Raw genomic sequence first — 18,436 nt, 5'->3', positions numbered from 1 at the left:
CCGCCGGAAGTGGGGCCGTGACGAAGTTTCTCCCGCTTGCTGACTGAGCCGGAAAAGACCTTGGGGTAAATCCGTCGATCAGATTGGATGTTTGCATGCCGCGCCGCCCGTCCTCTCCACGCGCACGCGCCATGTGCTCGCCCTCGTTGTTTTCAAATGAAAATGAAGCCTGTTCAAACCGGCTTTGATTATGAAATATTTATGAAATTTCCATTTTCGAGAACCGTGAAGTGCTGCCCGGGCACCTAGCTGCGTGAGGGGCATTTCCTGTCGCTCATGCGGTGAGGCGGGTAAGTCGGGCCCTGATGGACGCTGTCTTCCTCTCTGCCAGATGGACGACAGACCGGGATTAAGACCATGCCGCAGCAGATGACAGCCCAGGATTACCTCTACGCGGAAACCTTCAAGTTCAAGCAGCCGCCCAAATGGGTGGAGATGAAGGCCACCAGGACCGGATTTGAGGTCAAGATCAGCCGCAAGGTGGAAAGGAACAAGCTCACTGAAGAGGCGCTTGAGCTGGCCTTTGTCAGCAAGCACGACCTGGAACTGCTCGAGCAGATGGGCTTGGGGGCTAAGATTGCAGCCTTCGTGCAGGAAAAGACCATGAATGCCTTCGAGGCGCTGGTGAACAAACGGCTGAAAGACGTGGTCACCGAGATCGAGGGCTATATCGAGAAGATCGATGTCAATGTGAAATCCTCGCTCCGGGCGTTGCTGGAGGAAATCGCAGGCGGCTTGGCGCAGGCAGAGGTCGATGAAAAGCTTCGCAAGATCAACTCCTACCGCGAGAACATCTCCCAGCTTATCCATGCACGGTATGTCAATCGCATCGAGAGGGCGCTGAAGGAGGCTGCCTCGGAAAGCTATGAGCTGGCGCTCAAGCTTGCGGCCAAGAAGAAGCTCATCAAGAAAGACCTGATGAAGATGAGCGCGGTTCGAACCAATCTGATCAATGCCGCGATCATCTTTGCCGTTGTCGTCATCGGCGTCATTGCCCTGGCGACCCCGGCAGGGGCTGCAGCTGTCAGCACCGCCGGGCTCATTGCAGCTGGCGCCTATCTTCTGGCGAAATCCTATGATGTCTTCAAGAAGGTGAGGGACGTCTATTTCGGCTACTGGAAGAAATATGACGACAGTGTCGACTATTTCCAGAAGAGGGTTCTGGAGGCGGATCAGGCCTTGAAGAAAGCGTTGAGGGGGCTGGAGGCAATCGATACCCAGCGCGATGCACTTTTCGCTCAAAAACGGACGTTTGAAGCCTCAGTCAAGACATGCCTTAAGGATCTGAAAGAGGCTCCCAAGAGCGCGAAGCGGGATCTGGCCGAGAAGAACCTGGAAGAACTCGGCAAGAAGATCAGTCAGATCGATGAGTTGCTCAAGGATCATGGTGACTATCGCGAGTTGCTGGAGACCATGCGCAATATGTTGCGCAACCAGTGCCTGGTCGAGATGACCAAGAAGAAGAAAAACCTCGATACCCTGATGGAATACGCCAAGAACAGTCTGGACGTGGCAGCAGACGTCATCGGCTAGACGCCAGTCAGGCCTGTCAGAGGATTTGCAGCAGCCCGCTTGGGGCTGCTGCAGGTCATTCGAAGCTGTCGTAGCCTGTCGCCGGATTGTCCAGAAGCTGGCGCAGGACAGTCAGGCCTTGCCGGGTTTCTTCCCGGTTCCTGGGGTTGCTGAAACCGATGCGCACGCGATGATAAACCTTGCCGCTGCGCCCGGTCTTGAACTCGTCTTCATCGTCAATCAGGACACCGGCAGAATTCGCTGCGGCCTTGAACGTGCTTGACATCCAGGGCTCGGGCAGTTTCAGCCAAAGGAAAGGAGTGTCGGGGGCGGAGATGAAATCATGTCCATCAAGGCAGGCACATGCGATGGCGTGGCGGGCGGTGATCTCGTCAAGGATCCGCGCCCGCAAAGTGGCTGCAGCCCCGCTCAGGATCAGCCGCGAAGAGAGTTCCGCCAGCAGATAGGCGATGCCGCCCGACAGCATCTTGTGGGCGGTATAAATCCTCTGCGCATGAGAGGTTGGTGCACTTACCCAGCCACCGCGGACCCCGGCGGTCACCGACTTTGACAGGGAGCCGACGTGAAATGTCCGCTCCGGTGCCAGGGCGGCTACCGGAGTGAGATCCGTATTCCGCAAGGACCCATAGACCTCGTCTTCCACCAGCCACAGATTGTGCTGCCGGGCGATGGTGACAATGTCTTTGCGGCGGGCCTCGCCCATTGTGCTCAAAGTTGGATTGTGAATCGTCGGCATGACGAAGAGCACGCGAGGATGTTTCTGGGAGCAGACCCGTTCCAGATCTTCCGGGACCGGACCTTGTTCGTCGCGGGCAACGGTGACAGGCTGACGGCCGGACAGAGCCGCGCCGCGGGCGATCGAGCTGTAGGTCAGCTCCTCGAAGGCGACCCGGTCGCCCGGTGAGGTGGTTGCTGCCAGGATGGCCATGATGGCGGCCTGGGCACCGTTGGCGGGGACAATGGTGTTTGCATCCGGGGACCAGTTGCTCCGCGACAACCAGCGTCTTCCTGCTTCCCGCCAGTCGTCGGACACGGACCTTGTGTAGCTCGCAATCTCGTGGGGGGACTCGCGGGTAATATCCGACAGGATCAAGCCAATGATTTCCGCTTGGCCAACCTCCGGGGCAGAGGTGCTGTCCAGGCGCATCGCGTCAGCCGGGGGAACTGCGGCCCTTGTGCTGCCGAAGCCGGGATCCGGCGCTGTCATGGCGGCCTCGGTCCAGGCGACTGCGGGGGTGAAGACATTGCGCCGTGGTTGGGAAGCTGTCTCGGAGGCCTGTTCCGGAAACGCGGCTTGGCCGTTCTCCTGGGCAGGGGCGCTTCCCAGAACGAAAGTGCCCCGCCCGACTTCTCCGCTGACCAGCCCGCGCTCACGGACGATGGCATAGGCGCGGCCCACCGTGCCAACCGTTACGCCCAGGTCGTAGGCGAGGTCCCGCTGAGGCGGCAGCTTTGCGCCTGACGGCAATGTGCCGGTCATGATGTCCTCGGCAATCTGGTGGGCCAGACGCGCATACATTGGGCCTTTGCCGGCGGGGAGTTCTGGAAGCCAATTTGTCATGGTCACAATTCTATATATTGCACTCAGAAAAGAGTCAAACGATACATATCATCAAATCAGGGCCGAAATGTTCCTCTTAATGTATCAATAATAGGTGCAATATGCGTTTGTCTGACATGAACATCGTGAGCGTGGAGCCAAGGGATCGTCTGGAGGCTGGCAGATCAATCGTGCGGCTCGTTCTGGAACGCATCCGGATCTGGCGGCTCGTGCATAGAAGCCGCAGGCAGCTGGAAGGGATGCCGGATCATGCTCTCGAAGATCTGGGATTGACCCGCAGTGATGTGCGCAAGGAAGCGGCCAGAGCATTCTGGGACCACAATCACCGTTCCTAATTCGGCCACATCAGGTGGAAAATATAGATTTCGGGAAGAGTTTGTCCTGGTTGCCGGTGCCCCGCCGGGCCCTCAGGGTGAGCCGGGCGGGAAAGCAGCCTTTCCCGCCCGGCTTTTTAAAGGGGAAGGGCTTTAAGCCTGTTTCAAGCCAAAAAGATTTCAGCCGCGCGTGCCGACTGGCTTTTCGAGAGCATAGAGCTCATCGGCAATGTCGTCCGCCCGGCGCGCGAACAGCGCACCGGCGTCCTTCAAGCCTTTGTTGTAGAAAGCGGCGCCAAGCGCCTCGGCAACGGCATCCAGGATGACAGCTGCTTCCATGTTTCCGACGTCCTGATCCAGTTCGTCAGCGAGTATTTTCTGGATCTGACGGGTCAAGGCCTCACGTTCATCCCGGCTGAGCTCAAGATCGGACATGAGGCCTGTCTCCTGATTTCCGCCCTCAGGCAGCCTGTGCGAGCAGGCTTTCGAACAGCAGACGGCCGTCCGTGCCGCCATTCAGTTCCTCGATCAGGTTTTCGGGATGCGGCATCATGCCAAGCACATTGCCCTTGGCGTTGGTCACGCCGGCGATGTCATTGATCGACCCATTCGGATTGGTGCCGTTCGCATAGCGGAATACGACCTGGCCGTTGTCTTCAATCGCCTTCAGGGTGTCCGCATCGGCAAAGTAGTTGCCGTCATGATGCGCGATCGGGCAGCGCCAGACCTGACCCTTCTGGAAGGCGCTCGAGAAGCTGGTGGCGTTGTTGACCGTTTCCATCTGCACTTCGCGGCAGACGAATTTGAGACCGGCGTTGCGCATCAAGGCGCCTGGCAGCAGGCCTGCTTCAGTCAGGATCTGGAAGCCGTTGCAAACGCCAAGAACCTTGACGCCCTCATCAGCCTTCTTGATCAGCTCCTTGAGGATCGGCGAGCGGGCAGCAATGGCACCGGAGCGCAGGTAGTCGCCATAGGAGAAACCTCCCGGAACGACGACGAGATCAACGTCCGGCAGGCTTGTCTCCGTATGCCAGACACTTGCCGGGCGGGTGCCGGTGATCAGCTCCAGCGCGTGGAACATGTCGCGGTCGCGATTCGAACCAGGGAAAACGATGACGGCGGTTTTCATGGGGCTAGTCCCGGCGTTTGGAGCCTGTCCGGACCGGGCTGAAACAGCCTTGGGTTACGGAACATGCAGGAAAACAAAGTGTCAGAGCAGGAAAACGACTGCAAGGGCGGCGCAGGTTGCGGGAAGGAGGATGAACAGCGCGGCCTTGATGGCCATGAAGCGGAGGGCTTTCCTGCTGTCCTCATCCAGCGCCATGCGCGGCAGCTCCGGTCAGCCGATTTCGATGGCGTAGTTTTCGATCACGGTGTTGGCCAGAAGCTTTTCGCACATCTGGGCCAGTTCCGCCTTGGCGGCTTCCTTGTCGGTGCCGGTCAGCTCGACGTCGAAGACCTTGCCCTGACGGACGGAGCCGATATCGCCGAAGCCGAGGCCGCCAAGGGCGCCTTCAATGGCCTTGCCCTGGGGGTCCAGAACGCCGTTCTTCAGGGTGACGATCACACGTGCCTTCATGGTTGCCTTTACTCCGCGGAATGTCCGGTTCGGGAATTGTTGCGCGCTGATTACACCAGCTTGGCTCAATGCGAAAGGGGCCGTGCCAGAAAAGCCAGGGCTGCAAAGGAAAGCCCCAAAGCAAAACCCCGGCCAGAGGATCTGGCCGGGGCTTGTTTCCATTCGCAATTCAAAAGCCTTACTGAACCAGCGTCGGGCCCGTGTTGGCGGGGCGCTCGTTCTCGTTCAGGATGCCAAGGCGCTTGGCGACTTCCTGATAGGCTTCCAGCATTCCGCCCATGTCACGGCGGAAGCGGTCCTTGTCCATCTTCTCGTTGGTGTTGATGTCCCACAGACGGCAGCTGTCCGGGGAAATCTCGTCCGCAACGACGATGCGCATCATATCGCCCTCGAACAGGCGGCCGCATTCGATCTTGAAATCGACGAGGCGGATGCCAACACCCAGGAACAGGCCGGAGAGGAAGTCGTTGACGCGGATGGCAAGCGCCATGACGTCGTCGAGTTCCTGCGGGGTGGCCCAGCCGAAAGCGGTGATATGCTCTTCGGCAACCATCGGGTCGTTCAGCTCGTCGTTCTTGTAATAGAACTCGATGATCGACCGGGGAAGCTGCGTGCCTTCCTCGATGCCGAGACGGGTCGCGATGGAGCCGGCGGCAACATTGCGCACGACGACTTCCAGCGGAATGATCTCGACTTCACGGATCAGCTGTTCGCGCATGTTCATCCGGCGGATGAAATGCGTCGGAATGCCCATCGCGTTCAGATGGTTGAAGATGAACTCCGAGATACGGTTGTTCAGAACACCCTTGCCATCGATGATCGCGTGTTTCTTGGCATTGAAGGCGGTGGCGTCATCCTTGAAATGCTGGATCAGCGTTCCTGGCTCGGGGCCCTCATAGAGGATCTTGGCCTTGCCCTCGTAAATGCGGCGGCGGCGATTCATTGGCACATACCGTGTAGGTTTGAGAAAATCCATTCGTCCGGGGTTCTTCCTTCGGCGTCGTTGGTCCCCCCGGATCGCCGTTTGCCGGGCTGTGTCTTCCGCTTTCCCATGCTTGGGATCAGGAACATCAGCCCCGCGTCAGCGGCGCGGAACTTACCCGAAGCAGCACAAAAGCACAATGATGCGCTGCATCATAATTGCGGCGGGAACAGACTTTGCCTTATGCTTTTCGGGAATACGATGTTTCTCGCGTTGATTTGAGGGACCGCGGGAGATATTGAAAAGCCCGAACACACCCCATATGCAGGGGAGATCAAGGTCTGTCCGCAGTTCAGGAGACACCAGAATGAGCACATTCGACAAGCGCGAAGACAGTTTTGAAGGCAAGTTCGCGCATGACGAGGAGCTGAGGTTCAAGGCAACCGCGCGCCGCAACAAGCTGCTTGGCCTGTGGGCTGCCGAAAAGCTGGGCCTGGAAGGCGAAAAGGCTGAAGAATACGCCAAGGGCGTTGTCCGCGCCGATTTCGAAGAGCCGGGTGAGGAAGATGTCTTCCGCAAGATCCGCGCTGATTTCGATGCCGCCAGCGTGGAACAGTCCGACCATCAGATCCGCCGCACCATGGACGAGCTGATGCATACGGCTGTCGAGCAGATCCAGACCCAGGGCTGATTGCCCTCTGCAAGAGTGCCTTCCGGCTTATCCGGAAGCGGAAGCCCCCGCCATGCTGCGGGGGTTTTTTATTGGGCGGGTTTGTTCGAGCTCATCAGACAACTCACGGGGGAACCGTTCTCCACCTGACCGGCCTTGTTTTCGCGTCTCTCCCCCGCTCTGATGATCATGAAACCGGGAGGAGGTTCTCATGACATCATTGGCGCAAAGGCTTCGCAGTGGAGATAAGATTGTGACGGCGTGGTCCGGACTGGCGGTTCCGATTGTGGCCGAACTCCTGGCCAGGGGCGGCTACGAGGCTGTCACACTCGACATGCAGCATGGCCAGCATGACATGGCGTCGGTCCGGGAAGGGATGGCGTCCCTGACATTGGCTGGAGCCCATCGCATCGTACGCATTCCTGTTGGCGGCAATGCCATGGCAAGCCGGGTTCTGGACGTCGGGGCGGAGGCCGTCATTGCTCCGATGATCAACAACCGGGCCGATGCAGAGGCCTTTGCGGCAGCCATGAAGTTTCCGCCGGTGGGCGCGCGAAGCTGGGGGCCTCACCGGGCCGCCATGCTGGCGGGCAAGACATCATCCGACTATCTGGCGGGCGCCAATGATAGCTTGCTGTCTCTGGCTATGATCGAGACGCCGGAAGCGATTGCGGCTCTTGAGGACATTCTTTCAGTTCCCGGCATCGACGGTGTCTTCGTCGGCCCCAGTGATCTTTCCCTGACCCTCAGCCAGGGGCTGTCGCTGGATCCGGGGGGCGAACGGACACAGAAGGCCGCGACAGATATCGCGCGCCGGACGCTTGCTGCAGGAAAGGTGGCGGGTATCTTCTGCCTTGAGCCTGGCAAGGTGCAGGAGGCGATCGGCATGGGCTACAGCCTGATGGCCTTCGGATCAGATGCCTTCTTGCTGATGGAGGCATCTCAGGCGGCGCTTAAATCCTCCCGGGTTTGATCTGCCGCAAGGGATCAAGCTTTCGTATATGTGAAACTTCCAGCGTCATCAGGTTGACTGATGGTGCTGGAGAGGGGGCATCAGGACGGACATTCAGCCGGAGATCGCATTATGCGGATCAACGGAGCCAGTCCATGTGGAAGCTAGCGGCAATTTTCTTCATCATCATCGGTCCGACCCTGGCCGGGATCGGGGCGCTGATCCCTTTGAGCATTTACGGGTTGAACAGCTTCAATCCGTTGCTTCTGGCCGGATGTGCCATTGCCGGTGCCCTTTTGGCTGTGCCGGCGAGCCTTATGATCGGCAAACGGATCAGCTGTATGGCGCGCTCCCGGCCGGTTTGAAACAGCTGCTGGGAAAACCGAGCGTATGACGCGGAGTTGCAGCTTTGCGGACGATCCGTCAGACCGTCCGCAAGGATCCATTTACCCAAGCCGTTTCATGAAAAGCGCAAAGGACATCATGCCCTCTGGCCAGGGACCGTGGCCGCTTTCTGCATTGATGTGTCCGGCTTCGCCTGCATCCTGAAAGCCCGCGCCCCAAGCCTTTGCGAACCCCTCCGCGACCACATAGTCGCAATAGGGATCGTTTCGGCTCGCAACGAGATGGGCCTTGAACGGGAAAGGTGCACGGGGGATGGGCTTGAATGCGCCACCGTCAAATCCCGGTACGAGATTTTCTCTGTCCCAATCCGACGGGGCGACAAGAAACGCACCGCGCACCTTGTCCTTGGGCAGCTGATGGATGGAGTGCGCGATAAGAATGCAGCCGAGTGAGTGCCCGACCAGAACCACGGGTTTTGTGGAGGCTTCCACCCGGGCAACCAGCGTCTCACGCCAGACCTTCAGCTCGGGATGGAACTTGTTTTTCAGCTCCAGAACCGACGCATTGGCCATTTTCTCCTGCCAGCGGAACATCCAATGGCCCTTGGCGGTGTCGCCATAGCCTGTCAGGAGCACGATTTCAGCTTCGGAAATTTTCACTTGGGTTTGCCTTGCTTGCTTTGGCTGTCCAAGCCTGATCGCAAAGCCTCCTGCGAATGTCAAATGCGGCTCAAATGAAAAAGGAGACCGGGCGGGGTGCCGGTCTCCTTTTTTAGCCGCTGGAAGGTCTTCAGCTCCGTTTCACGTTAGCCGCGCGGACCTTAATGGCAAGTTACGCTCAAAAGTAGGGTGAGCGGCACTGCTGGCGCGGGCCGTGATAGGGCTGGAACGTGTTGCTGCGCGGGTCATAGGACCGGTAGCGGTTAGAACACCAGCGGTAGTGGTCGGGACCAAGGCCGCGTCCCCGCGGGGCCATTTCGCGCTGCATCTCGCGATACTGCTTGGGCGGCAGAGCCTGCTGCGGCGTCACTGCCTGGGAGTCAATCACGGCGCCGAGTGCGAATGCTGCCGACGGGAACCACCAGCCATTATATTCCTGGTATCCGCGGCGGCGTTCACGGTATCCTCGATGGCCATTGTAATAGTGATGGCCGTTCTGACGATAGTAGCCGCGATGACCGTTCGGGCGGTGATGACTCCGGCGATGGTCCACCAGCACCGGCTTGGGACCTGCTGATTCCGCAAGTGTCGGGAGCAAAATCCGCTCAGGTGCGGCACTTGCGGGAATGGCAAAGGAAGCGGTCATGCAAAGAGCGATCAGAGCGCTTCCAATTGCTGTTTTGTTTTTCTGCTTGAACATTGTCGTGTCTCCGTTCTGCACAGAGGAAACGGGCCGGAGGGACATTGGTTCCCTGTTCATTGAGGGGATGGAAACAAAATACTTCACAGTATAACTGTTGCCATGGAAACTAATTTTGTTACTCTCACGCTACGGGCCGGAGAGCAGAGGAGGCTCACGGTTTCCGGGCATGCGGAGGAACATCATGGATCTGAGGAAACTGAGCGGGGCCGCCGTCCTGGCGGTGCTTGCTTCACCGGGCGTTGCCCATGCTGCGGGATGCCAGGACCTTCTGGACAGCGCAGAGCATCCGGCTGCGATGACAGTCACTGAAGCGGAGGTTCTTGCGCCAGACGCGAAAATCCCGGTTGAACACTGCCTTGTCCGCGGCTTCACGGGAGCCCGCAAAGGCGCTGGCGGCAAAGATTATGCGATCCGGTTTGAGTTGCGTCTGCCTTCTCAGTGGAATGGCCGTTTCGTGCATCAGTTCAACGGCGGCAATGATGGCGCCGTGAAACCGGCGGTTGGTCCGCTTCTCTCCGGCAACAAGGCGGACACGGCTCTGTCGCGCGGCTATGCGGTGGTGTCCAGTGATGCAGGGCATGATGGCGAGGCCAATCCGGAGAGGGGACTGGCGGGCGGAGCGGCTTTTGGTTTTGATCCGCAAGCCCGGCAGGCCTACGGCTACCAGACAGTTGCCACATTGAACCCGCTCGCCGTGGAGCTGGTGGAGCGCTATTACGGCAAGCCCATCGCCTTCAGTTACGGCGTTGGCGGCTCCAACGGCGGACGTCATGGCATGGTGGCAGCCAGCCGGATGCCGGAGGCGTTCGACGGGCTTCTGGTCGGTTATCCGGGTTTCAATCTGCCCAAGGCAGCCATTCAGCATGCTCTGGACGTTCAATCCTGGGCGTCTGTCAACGAGGATATTGCCAAGGCCTTTTCTCCTGACGACATGGCGCTTGTGGCACAAGGTATCCTGAAAGCCTGCGACGGGCTGGATGGCCTTGAGGACGGTGTGGTTGCCGATCAGGACAAATGTGAGCAGAGCTTCAAGCTCGAGGAACTGCAATGCAAGGCCGGGCAGGCTGAAGGCTGTCTGAGCGAGGCGCAGCTTGCAGCATTGAAAGCCAGCCACAGCGGACCAAAGAATGCCAAGGGCGAGCAGCTGTACAGCGCCTGGGGCTGGGATCCGGGGATGGGCGGCGGCAACTGGCGTTTCTGGAAACTGGAAAGCACGGTTCCGCCCTGGGGCAAAAAGCCGATCATCGACGTGATGGGCGCCGGTTCCCTGGCGCAGATTTTCACCACACCTCCCACGAAGGTTGGTGGTTCACCAGAAGAACTTGAGGCTTTCCTGCTGGGTTTCGACTTTGACAAGGATGCGCCGAAGATCTTTGCCGCCTCCGGAGAATTTGATCAGTCCGCCATGGAGTTCATGACGCCTCCCGGCTCGGACGACCCGAAGCTGGAGGCTTTCAACAAGGCCGGGCATAAGATGCTGGTCTTCCACGGGAATGCTGATCCGGTGTTTTCCGTGCTCGATACGGTCAACTGGTACAAGAAGCTGGATGCGAACAACGGCGGTAAGGCGTCAGAATTTGTCCGTCTTTACCGCATTCCGGGTATGACCCATGGAGCGGGCGGGCCTTCCTACGATGACTATGATTTCTTTTCGAAGCTGGTCGCCTGGGTTGAAAAAGGCGAGGCGCCGGAGGCCGTCCCTGCTGGCGTGACAGAGGGAAACAAGGAAGGCGAGGCCTTGCGTGGCACCCGGTTTCTCTATTGCCCCTATCCGCAGATCACCACCTACACGGGCGGTGAGGGGACGGGTGAGAACCGGTTCGTCTGCCAGTGATGGTTTGATCCAACCAAGCGGGCGGTGAGCTGCCCGCCAGACTTCTGACAAACCCCACCACCGCGCTTTCCCGGACGTAGCGAAGCGAAGATCCGGGATCTATCGTCTATCTATTCTATTGAAAGAAATACGGTTTTCAGGCGGGTCCCGGCTCAAGGCCGGGACAGCACGGAGAGGAATCCTGGAGACTTGGGTCTGTCATCAACCTCGCGGGCATTAACAAGCCCGCGTTTCTATTCGAGACTTGTCTAGCTGCAAAACCCTGTCGCCAGAGGTTTTGCCCAGTCGGGGCGGCCATTCTTCAAAGCCTCCGCCGCAGCTCTGTCCCAGTCATAGGTGACCGCGCGAAGATCGAAGCGCCAGCCTTCAGCCAGCCTTTCAGCGATCGCATAGCGGGCGTGCGGCGTTCCTGCCTCGGAGACATGAGGCACAGGCGTGTCGTCATGATAGCCCGGAAGCCCGGCGCTGCCCGGATTGAGGACGGTCTGGCGCTTTCCCGCAAGAGTGACGAGCCGCGGAATATGCGTGTGCCCGGCACAAACCAATGGCGCGGAGACACCCTTCAGCCGGTCTGCGATAACATCTTCCCGGGCCAGGGTCAGCCGTCCACCGGAAATGGTTTCGGTCAGATGGGCCAGATCGCTGTCCGGCGTTCCATGGCAAAGCAGGATCTCGTCAGTGAGCTGAATGACAGGCTCGAGCGCCGATATCCAGGAGAGGCTCTCAGGTGATAGCCTTTCGCAGGTGAAGCTGTCGGTGCGGTTTGTGGCGGGAACATTTCCACTTGCGACCACCCGGTCGTGATTGCCGCGGACGGTGGGCCAGCCAAGATCCCTGAGGAGGCTTGCCGTTTCCTCCGGCCAGAGCGGACCGGAGACGCAATCGCCAAGGTTCACCACAGCATCAGGCGCCTCGCGCTCAAGATCCGCCAGAACCGCCTCCAGCGCCAGAACGTTGCCATGGATATCCGCGACGATTGCGAGTTTCATGCGCGTCAGCTTTCCCCAAAAACCCGCTTGAAGATCGTGTCGACATGCTTGGTGTGATAGCCCATGTCGAATTTTTCCTTGATGGCGGCTTCGCCCAGGGCTGCGACCACGTCCTTGTCGGCAAGCAGCAGTTCCTGGAAGTCGAGTCGCTCTTCCCAGACCTTCAGGGCATTGCGCTGGACCATGGCGTAGGCATCTTCACGCGACACGCCAGCCTGGGTCAGGGCCAGGAGCACCCGCTGGGACATGACCAGACCGGGGAACTTGTTCATGTTCTCCAGCATGTTTTCCGGGAAAATCAGCATCTTGTCGATGACGCCGGTCAGGCGGTTCAGGGCAAAGTCCAGCGTTACGGTGGCGTCGGGGCCGATGCCGCGCTCAACGGACGAGTGGGAAATGTCACGTTCGTGCCAGAGCGCCACGTTTTCCATAGCCGGGATCACGGTCATGCGCACCAGACGGGCAAGGCCGGTCAGGTTTTCGGTCAGAACCGGGTTCTTCTTGTGGGGCATGGCTGAAGAGCCCTTCTGGCCCATGGAGAAGAACTCGGCACCTTCCAGCACTTCCGTGCGCTGCATGTGGCGGATTTCGATCGCGACATTCTCGATCGAGGAGGCAATGACGCCGAGAACGGCGAAGAACATGGCGTGGCGGTCGCGGGGGATCACCTGGGTCGAGATCGGCTCAGGACGCAGGCCGAGCTGCTTGCAGACATGCTCTTCCACGCGCGGGTCGATGTTGGCGAAGGTGCCGACCGCGCCGGAGATAGCGCCAGTGGCGATTTCTTCGCGGGCCTGGATGAGGCGGGCCTTGTTGCGGTCCATCTCGGCGTAGAAGCGCGCGAAGGTCAGGCCCATGGTGGTCGGTTCGGCATGGATGCCGTGGCTGCGGCCAACACGAACCGTGTCCTTGTGCTCCATGGCGCGCTTCTTCAGCGCCGCGAGAAGGTTGTCCATGTCCTTGAGCAGGATGTCCGCGGCGCGCACCAGCTGCACGTTCAGGCAGGTGTCGAGCACATCCGAAGAGGTCATGCCCTGATGGACGAAGCGGGCTTCGTCGCTGCCTACATGCTCGGCAAGGTGGGTCAGGAAGGCAATGACGTCGTGCTTGGTGACGGCTTCGATCTCGTCGATGCGGGCGACATCGAATTCCACGTCCTTGGCCTTCCAGACCGCCTGTGCATTCTCACGCGGGATCACGCCGAGATCGGCCATGGCGTCGCAGGCGTGCGCCTCAATCTCGAACCAGATACGGAACTTGGTTTCCGGCGACCAGATATCGACCATCTCTTTGCGGGAATAGCGCGGGATCATCGCGTGTCCTTTTCATCAGGGAATGTTGCGCGCGGTCTAGCAGGAACCGGGCCAAGGCTCAATGCAAAGCCCGGTCATTTCGCTGCTTTGAGGCGTCAAAACGTGATCTGAAGGAGCTGGCCGGTTTCGGAAAAGCGCTTACCGGGTGGAAACCGCGTAGTCCCAGGCAGCGCCGAGAAGCAGGATCAGCCCCCAAGGGAGGAGAAGAGGGGTGGCTTCCACCAGGAAAATATATCCCGAACTCGCCCCAGTCATGATGATCTCACTCAGGCCGTCCCGGCTGAAGGGAGACGAATGCCACTGGGAATAGTAGCTCTGGTACTGCAGGTAATGCAGAAGGGCACTCAGGCCTACGGTTCCTGTGGACAGGCCGATGAGCATGGCGGCAAAGCGGGCGCTGGGCTGCGTCCGGAACAGGCCGCACAGAGCGCAAAAGGCCCGGGCGAAGAGCGCTCCCGCAAAGCTTCCGGCGGCAAAGATCAGGATAACCGCCAGGCTGCGCTCGCTGAGGGCATCACCGGAGCGCCAGAGCTGAAAGCCGGCAAGCCCGGTGATCAGAATGCACCAGAGAACCGCAAAGAGGAGCGGAGACATGGGGTGTACCGGGCGCGCCTTGCGGGCAGGTGGTCTGTGGCGGGTGCGGGCAGCATCAGTCATGGCGCAGCCCTAGCATGAAAAGATTGAAAAAGCTTCGCCCAGCCTGCTGACAAAGGTATAAACCTCTCGATTGTCATCCCGGCCAAGCGCAGCGCGAGCCGGGACCGGAGAGCCAAAAGACTTTTGACGTCAAACGGTTGAGTTCCGAGAGACCTCGGCTCACCGGTCCCGCATCTTCGCTGCGTGCGGGATGACGAATTGATGGGTTTGTCATCAATCTCAGCCTCGCCGCTGTTTTGGGGCACAAGGCTTCAAGGGAACTGGACGTTCTTCAGACTGCTGACGAACCCGGCCTCCGCGCTTTCCCGGACGCAGCGAAGCGGAGATCCGGGATCTCTCGTCCATTTATTCTATCGAAAGAAATGGTTTTCTTTCACAGGTCCCGGCTCAAGGCCGGGACGGCGCTGCGAGAAAAACCTGAAGATTTAGGTTTGTCATCACGCCCGGGAACTGGATGTTCCTTCACGCCATTTCCGCTGCTTCTCTGATCGCGGTGATGTTGGCCGCGTAGCTTTCCACCGAGCCGCCCTTGAAGACCGCAGAACCTGCCACCAGCACATTGGCGCCTGCGGCTGCGACCAGCGGAGCCGTTTCCGGTGTCACGCCGCCGTCGATCTCCAGATCGATGGGACGATCGCCGATCATCTTGCGAATACGCTTAGTCTTTTCGACCATGGCTTCGATGAACTTCTGGCCACCGAAACCCGGGTTCACTGTCATCACCAGAATGAGGTCCAGCCGGTCGAGCACATATTCAAGGACGCTTTCCGGCGTGGACGGGTTCAAGGAGACGCCAGCCTTCTTGCCAAGGTTCCGGATGGCCTGAAGCGAGCGGTCCAGATGAGGCCCGGCTTCCGCGTGGACGGTGATGATGTCCGACCCGGCCTTGGCGAAGGCTTCCAGATAGGGATCGCAAGGGGCGATCATCAGATGGGTGTCGAAGACCTTGTCCGTATGAGGGCGCAGCTTGGCGATGACGTCCGGACCGAAGGTGATGTTCGGCACGAAATGCCCGTCCATCACGTCCAGATGGATCCAGTCGGCCCCGGCGCTCACCACGTCGCGCACTTCCTGGCCAAGCTTGGAGAAGTCGGAGGCGAGGATAGAAGGGGCAATCAGTATGTCACGGCTCATGGCTGGCTCCCAAGGCATCGGGGGGCTGCCGGACGCGCAGGGTGTCCGGCATGTTTCCAAGGGGCGCTATCATGCGCTGCTCCTTGCGGCAAGATGGAGCGCTGCGTCTAAATTGGTTTAATTATTGAGAGTGCCGGTTATCGCCAGATAGCGGCCGTTCGGCCCCTCAAAGCCGAGGGTTTGCATCTGCACGAGAACGGCAAAAACGGGTGCGCCGCTCCCCTCCGGATAATGCGTGTAGACGCGGTCGATCCGGTAGGTCAGCGGGCAGCCACGGCTTGAGGGCAGGCTCTTGTCGTCATTCAGGATACGGGTATTCCCGCCGGAGCTGATCGTCAGGCGGAAGCCCTTCGTGTCCGCGCCATAGCTGGCGCATTGACCCGAAGGGAGAGGAAATTCCTCAAGGGAAATGGCCACCGGTTGATCGATGGGCGGGACCACCAGGCGCGGATTGACGGTCATCTGGTGCGGATCGGCATCCAGCTCCGTCACCGGATTGCTGCCTGCCATTATCCCGCGTCCTGCGATGGCGCTTGAAGAGAGCGTTGCAGCGGCCTCAGCGCGCAGCTCTTCGCGGACGGCAGACAGGCTTGCTTCCATATCCGGCCTGTCGCCATCCGTATCGTCGCGCTTGCGGAAGGGTGAGGGTTTAACCCAGCTGTCGTTTGGCACATCGAAAACGAAGATTTCCGAATAGGGGAAGCCGGAGCCATCCTCGATGCCATATTGCTCGAAGGCAAAGCGGCTGCCGTCAGCGGAAAAGCCGAGAACATCCAGTCTGGCGAAGTCTCCCGCGGCTGCGGGCAAAGCACTGCCGAGGCCGGTCAAAAGGGCGAGGGCTGCAAGGGGCATACGGGGCATGGCATCACTCCCAATCCATGATTGTGCCGCCACTATGCCTCAGCCTGAGGCGCTAATGTGTGATGCGGCTGACAGGATGGGGGGAAAGGTGCCGGGCAAAGGGCTTTAGCAGAACCGGCATCATGTAAATGGGTAACTGGCCAAGGGCGAACCAGAGCCAGACAAGCTCCGGCAGGGTTCCACCGAGAGCCGCGACCATCAGGCCCATGTTCCGGTTCCCCGTCGCATGGGCAATTGCAAAGGCATCGGCGGTCCCGGCGGGCGCGAAGAGCAGCATTGTGACGAGGATCTGCAGAAAGGCGGCGGCGAAGGTGAGCAGCGTGAGGCCGGTGGTAAAAAGAGGCCGGTCAGCGAAGCTTGCGGCAACACCGTCCATGGCGGCGATCGCGAAGAACAGCAGGATCAGAACATTCAGCCCGTCTATCGAGGACTTGGCTTCGGCAATGGCCGCCTTTCCTGCAAATTTGCGGATGGCCGCTGCTGCCAGCAGAGAGCCGCCGAGAAGCACCGCAAGCCGCAGGGCAAGTGCCGGCCCGTCAAGGTGAAGGCCGGTTCCGGCCGGCAGGACAGAAGCCTGAACCTCTGCCATCAGCGGAGCGGTCAGGGGCACCAGGGCTGTCGCGGTCATCAGAACGGTCAGACTGAGCGCCCCGTCCAGTCCCATCAGATAGATGAAGGCCGGGGCGGACATCACGCAGGGCGCTGCGGTCACGATGAAGAGGATCATCGCGAGGTCGCCCGTCATCCACTCCGGCTGGCATAGCGCGATGACGCCGGTGCACAGAAGAGGCACGCCCAAAGCCATCCACAGACTGGCAAGAAGGGTCAGCTTGGGCCGCGACAGGCGCAGGCGCACGGCATCCGGGTCGACCCGCAGAAAGGCCAGCACCAGCAGCAGAAACACGCTTTCCGTGAGATAGGGGCGGGCATAGGCGGACAGGAACGGCAGCCCGATCCCGGCCAGGACGCTGATGGGCAGGGCCATGGTTCCACGCCTGCCAAGCCAGGCAAGGGCTGATAGTCCATAAAGGTGCATGAAAAGGCCGTTGGAGCTGCGAAACGAAAGATCCTCAATCTTAATAATGTGTTTCGCGTCTTGGAGTCTAATCCGTATGTGCGCTAAGAGCAGAAACGGAATTTTCGCAAGGGGCAGATTTGCAGCAGGTCGATGTCATTGTCCTGGGCGCCGGTATCATCGGCGTTTCGACGGCTGTGCACCTTCGCCTGCGCGGGTTGGAGGTGGCGCTGATCGACCGGCGCCAGCCTGGCGAAGAGACCTCCATGGGGCCTGCCGGCATCATTGCGCGCAATGGTTTCTGCCCGGACCCTGTTCCATCCGATCCGGCTATTCTTCTGGACATTGCCCTGAAGCAGTCCACGGCACTGACTTACGACCTCAGAACCCTGATCAAGCTGCTGCCCTGGTTGCGGTCCTATGTGAGACACAGCGGACCACAAGGTGCGCTTGCCTATGCGCGGGCGATCTCACCCTTGCGGGCCGCAGCGATCGCCGAGCACCATGCGCTTGCCCCGAAGGCGAATGCCGACCGGTTCTACCGCAAGAACGGCTGGCTGCAGATCTACCGCTCCCGGCAAAGCTTTTCGACAGGAGAGCGCGAGCGGCATTTCGCACGGATCTATGGCATCGACTATCAGGAGTGTGACGCGTCAGAACTTGCGGCTGTCGAGCCGGGGCTGCGGCCCGAGGGGTTGACCGGGGTCTATTGGCCGGAGAGCGAGAGCGTTTCCAATCCCGCGGCAGTGACGGATGCCCTGTGGCGCTATTTCATCCAGCAGGGCGGGCTGTTTCTGAATGGCGACGCAATGCGGCTGACACGCAGGCGCAATGCCTGGTGGATGCCTGCGATGCGGAAGGATGTCAGCGCTCCGGCGGTCGTCGTGGCGCTGGGCCCATGGTCCGGGGACTTTGCGGCAAGGCTCGGCGAGAAGTTTCCTCTGGCCGTCAGCCGTGGCTACCATCTTCAGTTCCGGCCAAGTTCCGGAGCGTCCCTGTCCCGGCCGGTCATGGACATGGATCATGGCTATGTGCTGAGCCCGGTTGAGCGCGGCATCCGGCTGACCACCGGAACCGAGATCGCCTGGCGTGATGCGCCGCCCAATCCCGTGCAGCTCGCCAGCGCTTCGCGCAGGGCGGCGGATATTTTTGCGCTGGGCCAGCCTGTGCCCGCTGAGCCGTGGATGGGCAGCAGGCCTTATCTGCCGGATTCACTCCCGGTTCTGGGAGCTTCAGCCGGATTCCCCGGCATCTGGTACAATTTCGGGCACGGTAACTCGGGCTTCACCTTCGGTCCGGTTTGCGGACGTGTCATGGCGGACCTGATCACCACCGGACAGACCTTTATCGACACGCTGCCCTTTTCTCCTCTCCGGTTCGTGAACTGGAAGTAAG

At 59.9% G+C, this 18,436-nt stretch carries 21 protein-coding genes; 7 read left to right on the top strand and 14 right to left on the bottom strand.

Annotated elements, in window-relative coordinates; all coding sequences use genetic code 11:
• Positions 1 to 357: 357 nt before the first annotated feature.
• On the top strand, positions 358 to 1,533 hold the full coding sequence (locus IG616_RS02250; RefSeq protein ID WP_192145966.1) for a hypothetical protein: 1,176 nt from the start codon (positions 358 to 360) through the stop codon (positions 1,531 to 1,533).
• A 55-nt stretch (positions 1,534 to 1,588) separates the two neighbouring features.
• Here the strand turns inward: IG616_RS02250 and IG616_RS02245 are convergent, their stop codons facing one another.
• Complete coding sequence (locus tag IG616_RS02245) at positions 1,589 to 3,094, bottom strand: aminotransferase-like domain-containing protein (RefSeq protein WP_192145964.1); 1,506 nt, start codon at positions 3,092 to 3,094, stop codon at positions 1,589 to 1,591.
• Between the two features lie 101 nt (positions 3,095 to 3,195).
• On the opposite strand from IG616_RS02245, the gene IG616_RS02240 reads away from it, so the two are divergent.
• Positions 3,196 to 3,429: a DUF1127 domain-containing protein gene (locus IG616_RS02240; protein ID WP_246476067.1), complete on the top strand. Its 234-nt coding sequence runs from the start codon at positions 3,196 to 3,198 to the stop codon at positions 3,427 to 3,429.
• Between the two features lie 159 nt (positions 3,430 to 3,588).
• Here the strand turns inward: IG616_RS02240 and IG616_RS02235 are convergent, their stop codons facing one another.
• The 5 genes from IG616_RS02235 to purC all read right to left on the bottom strand — a co-directional run bounded on the left by IG616_RS02235 (position 3,589) and on the right by purC (position 5,963).
• A complete protein-coding gene (locus IG616_RS02235) occupies positions 3,589 to 3,843 on the bottom strand; it encodes a DUF2164 domain-containing protein (RefSeq protein WP_192145962.1) in 255 nt (84 codons plus the stop codon).
• Positions 3,844 to 3,868: 25 nt separating this feature from the next.
• Complete coding sequence (purQ, locus tag IG616_RS02230) at positions 3,869 to 4,537, bottom strand: phosphoribosylformylglycinamidine synthase subunit PurQ (protein ID WP_192145960.1); 669 nt, start codon at positions 4,535 to 4,537, stop codon at positions 3,869 to 3,871.
• An 81-nt stretch (positions 4,538 to 4,618) separates the two neighbouring features.
• Complete coding sequence (locus IG616_RS22905) at positions 4,619 to 4,732, bottom strand: phosphoribosylformylglycinamidine synthase-associated small membrane protein (protein WP_192145958.1); 114 nt, start codon at positions 4,730 to 4,732, stop codon at positions 4,619 to 4,621.
• A gap of 15 nt (positions 4,733 to 4,747) precedes the next feature.
• Positions 4,748 to 4,987, bottom strand: a complete 240-nt coding sequence (purS, locus tag IG616_RS02220) for a phosphoribosylformylglycinamidine synthase subunit PurS (protein ID WP_192145956.1) — start codon at positions 4,985 to 4,987, stop codon at positions 4,748 to 4,750.
• 178 nt (positions 4,988 to 5,165) lie between these two features.
• Positions 5,166 to 5,963 carry a phosphoribosylaminoimidazolesuccinocarboxamide synthase gene (gene purC, locus IG616_RS02215; protein WP_073012155.1) on the bottom strand — a complete coding sequence of 266 codons (798 nt, stop codon included), beginning with the start codon at positions 5,961 to 5,963 and terminating at the stop codon, positions 5,166 to 5,168.
• Positions 5,964 to 6,276: 313 nt separating this feature from the next.
• Here purC and IG616_RS02210 point away from each other — a divergent pair, with 313 nt between their 5' ends.
• The 3 genes from IG616_RS02210 to IG616_RS02200 all read left to right on the top strand — a co-directional run bounded on the left by IG616_RS02210 (position 6,277) and on the right by IG616_RS02200 (position 7,896).
• Positions 6,277 to 6,600, top strand: a complete 324-nt coding sequence (locus IG616_RS02210; RefSeq protein WP_192145954.1) for a DUF1476 domain-containing protein — start codon at positions 6,277 to 6,279, stop codon at positions 6,598 to 6,600.
• A 190-nt stretch (positions 6,601 to 6,790) separates the two neighbouring features.
• Positions 6,791 to 7,552 carry an HpcH/HpaI aldolase family protein gene (locus tag IG616_RS02205; RefSeq protein ID WP_192145952.1) on the top strand — a complete coding sequence of 254 codons (762 nt, stop codon included), beginning with the start codon at positions 6,791 to 6,793 and terminating at the stop codon, positions 7,550 to 7,552.
• Positions 7,553 to 7,686: 134 nt separating this feature from the next.
• The gene (locus tag IG616_RS02200; RefSeq protein ID WP_192145950.1) at positions 7,687 to 7,896 is read left to right on the top strand and encodes a hypothetical protein; all 210 of its coding nucleotides are present in this window, start codon (positions 7,687 to 7,689) and stop codon (positions 7,894 to 7,896) included.
• Between the two features lie 81 nt (positions 7,897 to 7,977).
• Here the strand turns inward: IG616_RS02200 and IG616_RS02195 are convergent, their stop codons facing one another.
• Together IG616_RS02195 and IG616_RS02190 are read right to left on the bottom strand one after the other, a co-directional pair.
• A complete protein-coding gene (locus tag IG616_RS02195) occupies positions 7,978 to 8,535 on the bottom strand; it encodes an alpha/beta fold hydrolase (RefSeq protein ID WP_192145948.1) in 558 nt (185 codons plus the stop codon).
• Positions 8,536 to 8,713: 178 nt separating this feature from the next.
• Complete coding sequence (locus IG616_RS02190) at positions 8,714 to 9,235, bottom strand: BA14K family protein (protein ID WP_246476066.1); 522 nt, start codon at positions 9,233 to 9,235, stop codon at positions 8,714 to 8,716.
• A 184-nt stretch (positions 9,236 to 9,419) separates the two neighbouring features.
• Between IG616_RS02190 and IG616_RS02185 the strand changes: the two genes are divergently transcribed.
• Positions 9,420 to 11,072: a tannase/feruloyl esterase family alpha/beta hydrolase gene (locus tag IG616_RS02185; RefSeq protein WP_192145946.1), complete on the top strand. Its 1,653-nt coding sequence runs from the start codon at positions 9,420 to 9,422 to the stop codon at positions 11,070 to 11,072.
• A gap of 248 nt (positions 11,073 to 11,320) precedes the next feature.
• Here the strand turns inward: IG616_RS02185 and IG616_RS02180 are convergent, their stop codons facing one another.
• From IG616_RS02180 to IG616_RS02155, 6 genes are all read right to left on the bottom strand, one after another.
• On the bottom strand, positions 11,321 to 12,061 hold the full coding sequence (locus IG616_RS02180) for a metallophosphoesterase family protein (protein WP_192145944.1): 741 nt from the start codon (positions 12,059 to 12,061) through the stop codon (positions 11,321 to 11,323).
• 5 nt (positions 12,062 to 12,066) lie between these two features.
• Complete coding sequence (gene purB / locus IG616_RS02175; protein WP_192145942.1) at positions 12,067 to 13,374, bottom strand: adenylosuccinate lyase; 1,308 nt, start codon at positions 13,372 to 13,374, stop codon at positions 12,067 to 12,069.
• Positions 13,375 to 13,512: 138 nt separating this feature from the next.
• On the bottom strand, positions 13,513 to 14,031 hold the full coding sequence (locus IG616_RS02170; protein WP_192145940.1) for a hypothetical protein: 519 nt from the start codon (positions 14,029 to 14,031) through the stop codon (positions 13,513 to 13,515).
• 462 nt (positions 14,032 to 14,493) lie between these two features.
• Positions 14,494 to 15,165 carry a ribulose-phosphate 3-epimerase gene (gene rpe / locus IG616_RS02165; protein WP_192145938.1) on the bottom strand — a complete coding sequence of 224 codons (672 nt, stop codon included), beginning with the start codon at positions 15,163 to 15,165 and terminating at the stop codon, positions 14,494 to 14,496.
• 117 nt (positions 15,166 to 15,282) lie between these two features.
• Positions 15,283 to 16,026 carry a DUF2259 domain-containing protein gene (locus IG616_RS02160; protein WP_192145936.1) on the bottom strand — a complete coding sequence of 248 codons (744 nt, stop codon included), beginning with the start codon at positions 16,024 to 16,026 and terminating at the stop codon, positions 15,283 to 15,285.
• A gap of 52 nt (positions 16,027 to 16,078) precedes the next feature.
• A complete protein-coding gene (locus IG616_RS02155; RefSeq protein WP_209007229.1) occupies positions 16,079 to 17,011 on the bottom strand; it encodes a Na+-dependent transporter in 933 nt (310 codons plus the stop codon).
• 170 nt (positions 17,012 to 17,181) lie between these two features.
• Between IG616_RS02155 and IG616_RS02150 the strand changes: the two genes are divergently transcribed.
• Positions 17,182 to 18,435, top strand: coding sequence for an NAD(P)/FAD-dependent oxidoreductase (locus IG616_RS02150; protein WP_192145932.1), 1,254 nt, complete (start codon positions 17,182 to 17,184; stop codon positions 18,433 to 18,435).
• The last annotated feature ends 1 nt before the right edge of the window (position 18,436 follow it).

Source organism: Roseibium litorale, assembly GCF_014842915.1.
Lineage (GTDB): Bacteria > Pseudomonadota > Alphaproteobacteria > Rhizobiales > Stappiaceae > Roseibium > Roseibium litorale.
The sequence above is the reverse complement of the archived record's forward strand: the minus strand, read 5'-3'. Positions and strand labels throughout refer to the sequence as shown.

What these genes read in the sequence shown, in the direction of transcription:
- IG616_RS02250 (WP_192145966.1), top strand. Translation starts at nt 358, where the DNA reads ATGCCGCAGCAGATGACAGCCCAGGATTACCTCTACGCGGAAACCTTC.
- IG616_RS02245 (WP_192145964.1), bottom strand. Translation starts at nt 3,094, where the DNA reads ATGACAAATTGGCTTCCAGAACTCCCCGCCGGCAAAGGCCCAATGTAT.
- IG616_RS02240 (WP_246476067.1), top strand. Translation starts at nt 3,196, where the DNA reads ATGCGTTTGTCTGACATGAACATCGTGAGCGTGGAGCCAAGGGATCGT.
- IG616_RS02235 (WP_192145962.1), bottom strand. Translation starts at nt 3,843, where the DNA reads ATGTCCGATCTTGAGCTCAGCCGGGATGAACGTGAGGCCTTGACCCGT.
- purQ (WP_192145960.1), bottom strand. Translation starts at nt 4,537, where the DNA reads ATGAAAACCGCCGTCATCGTTTTCCCTGGTTCGAATCGCGACCGCGAC.
- IG616_RS22905 (WP_192145958.1), bottom strand. Translation starts at nt 4,732, where the DNA reads ATGGCGCTGGATGAGGACAGCAGGAAAGCCCTCCGCTTCATGGCCATC.
- purS (WP_192145956.1), bottom strand. Translation starts at nt 4,987, where the DNA reads ATGAAGGCACGTGTGATCGTCACCCTGAAGAACGGCGTTCTGGACCCC.
- purC (WP_073012155.1), bottom strand. Translation starts at nt 5,963, where the DNA reads ATGGATTTTCTCAAACCTACACGGTATGTGCCAATGAATCGCCGCCGC.
- IG616_RS02210 (WP_192145954.1), top strand. Translation starts at nt 6,277, where the DNA reads ATGAGCACATTCGACAAGCGCGAAGACAGTTTTGAAGGCAAGTTCGCG.
- IG616_RS02205 (WP_192145952.1), top strand. Translation starts at nt 6,791, where the DNA reads ATGACATCATTGGCGCAAAGGCTTCGCAGTGGAGATAAGATTGTGACG.
- IG616_RS02200 (WP_192145950.1), top strand. Translation starts at nt 7,687, where the DNA reads ATGTGGAAGCTAGCGGCAATTTTCTTCATCATCATCGGTCCGACCCTG.
- IG616_RS02190 (WP_246476066.1), bottom strand. Translation starts at nt 9,235, where the DNA reads ATGTTCAAGCAGAAAAACAAAACAGCAATTGGAAGCGCTCTGATCGCT.
- IG616_RS02185 (WP_192145946.1), top strand. Translation starts at nt 9,420, where the DNA reads ATGGATCTGAGGAAACTGAGCGGGGCCGCCGTCCTGGCGGTGCTTGCT.
- IG616_RS02180 (WP_192145944.1), bottom strand. Translation starts at nt 12,061, where the DNA reads ATGAAACTCGCAATCGTCGCGGATATCCATGGCAACGTTCTGGCGCTG.
- purB (WP_192145942.1), bottom strand. Translation starts at nt 13,374, where the DNA reads ATGATCCCGCGCTATTCCCGCAAAGAGATGGTCGATATCTGGTCGCCG.
- IG616_RS02170 (WP_192145940.1), bottom strand. Translation starts at nt 14,031, where the DNA reads ATGACTGATGCTGCCCGCACCCGCCACAGACCACCTGCCCGCAAGGCG.
- rpe (WP_192145938.1), bottom strand. Translation starts at nt 15,165, where the DNA reads ATGAGCCGTGACATACTGATTGCCCCTTCTATCCTCGCCTCCGACTTC.
- IG616_RS02160 (WP_192145936.1), bottom strand. Translation starts at nt 16,026, where the DNA reads ATGCCCCGTATGCCCCTTGCAGCCCTCGCCCTTTTGACCGGCCTCGGC.
- IG616_RS02155 (WP_209007229.1), bottom strand. Translation starts at nt 17,011, where the DNA reads ATGGCCCTGCCCATCAGCGTCCTGGCCGGGATCGGGCTGCCGTTCCTG.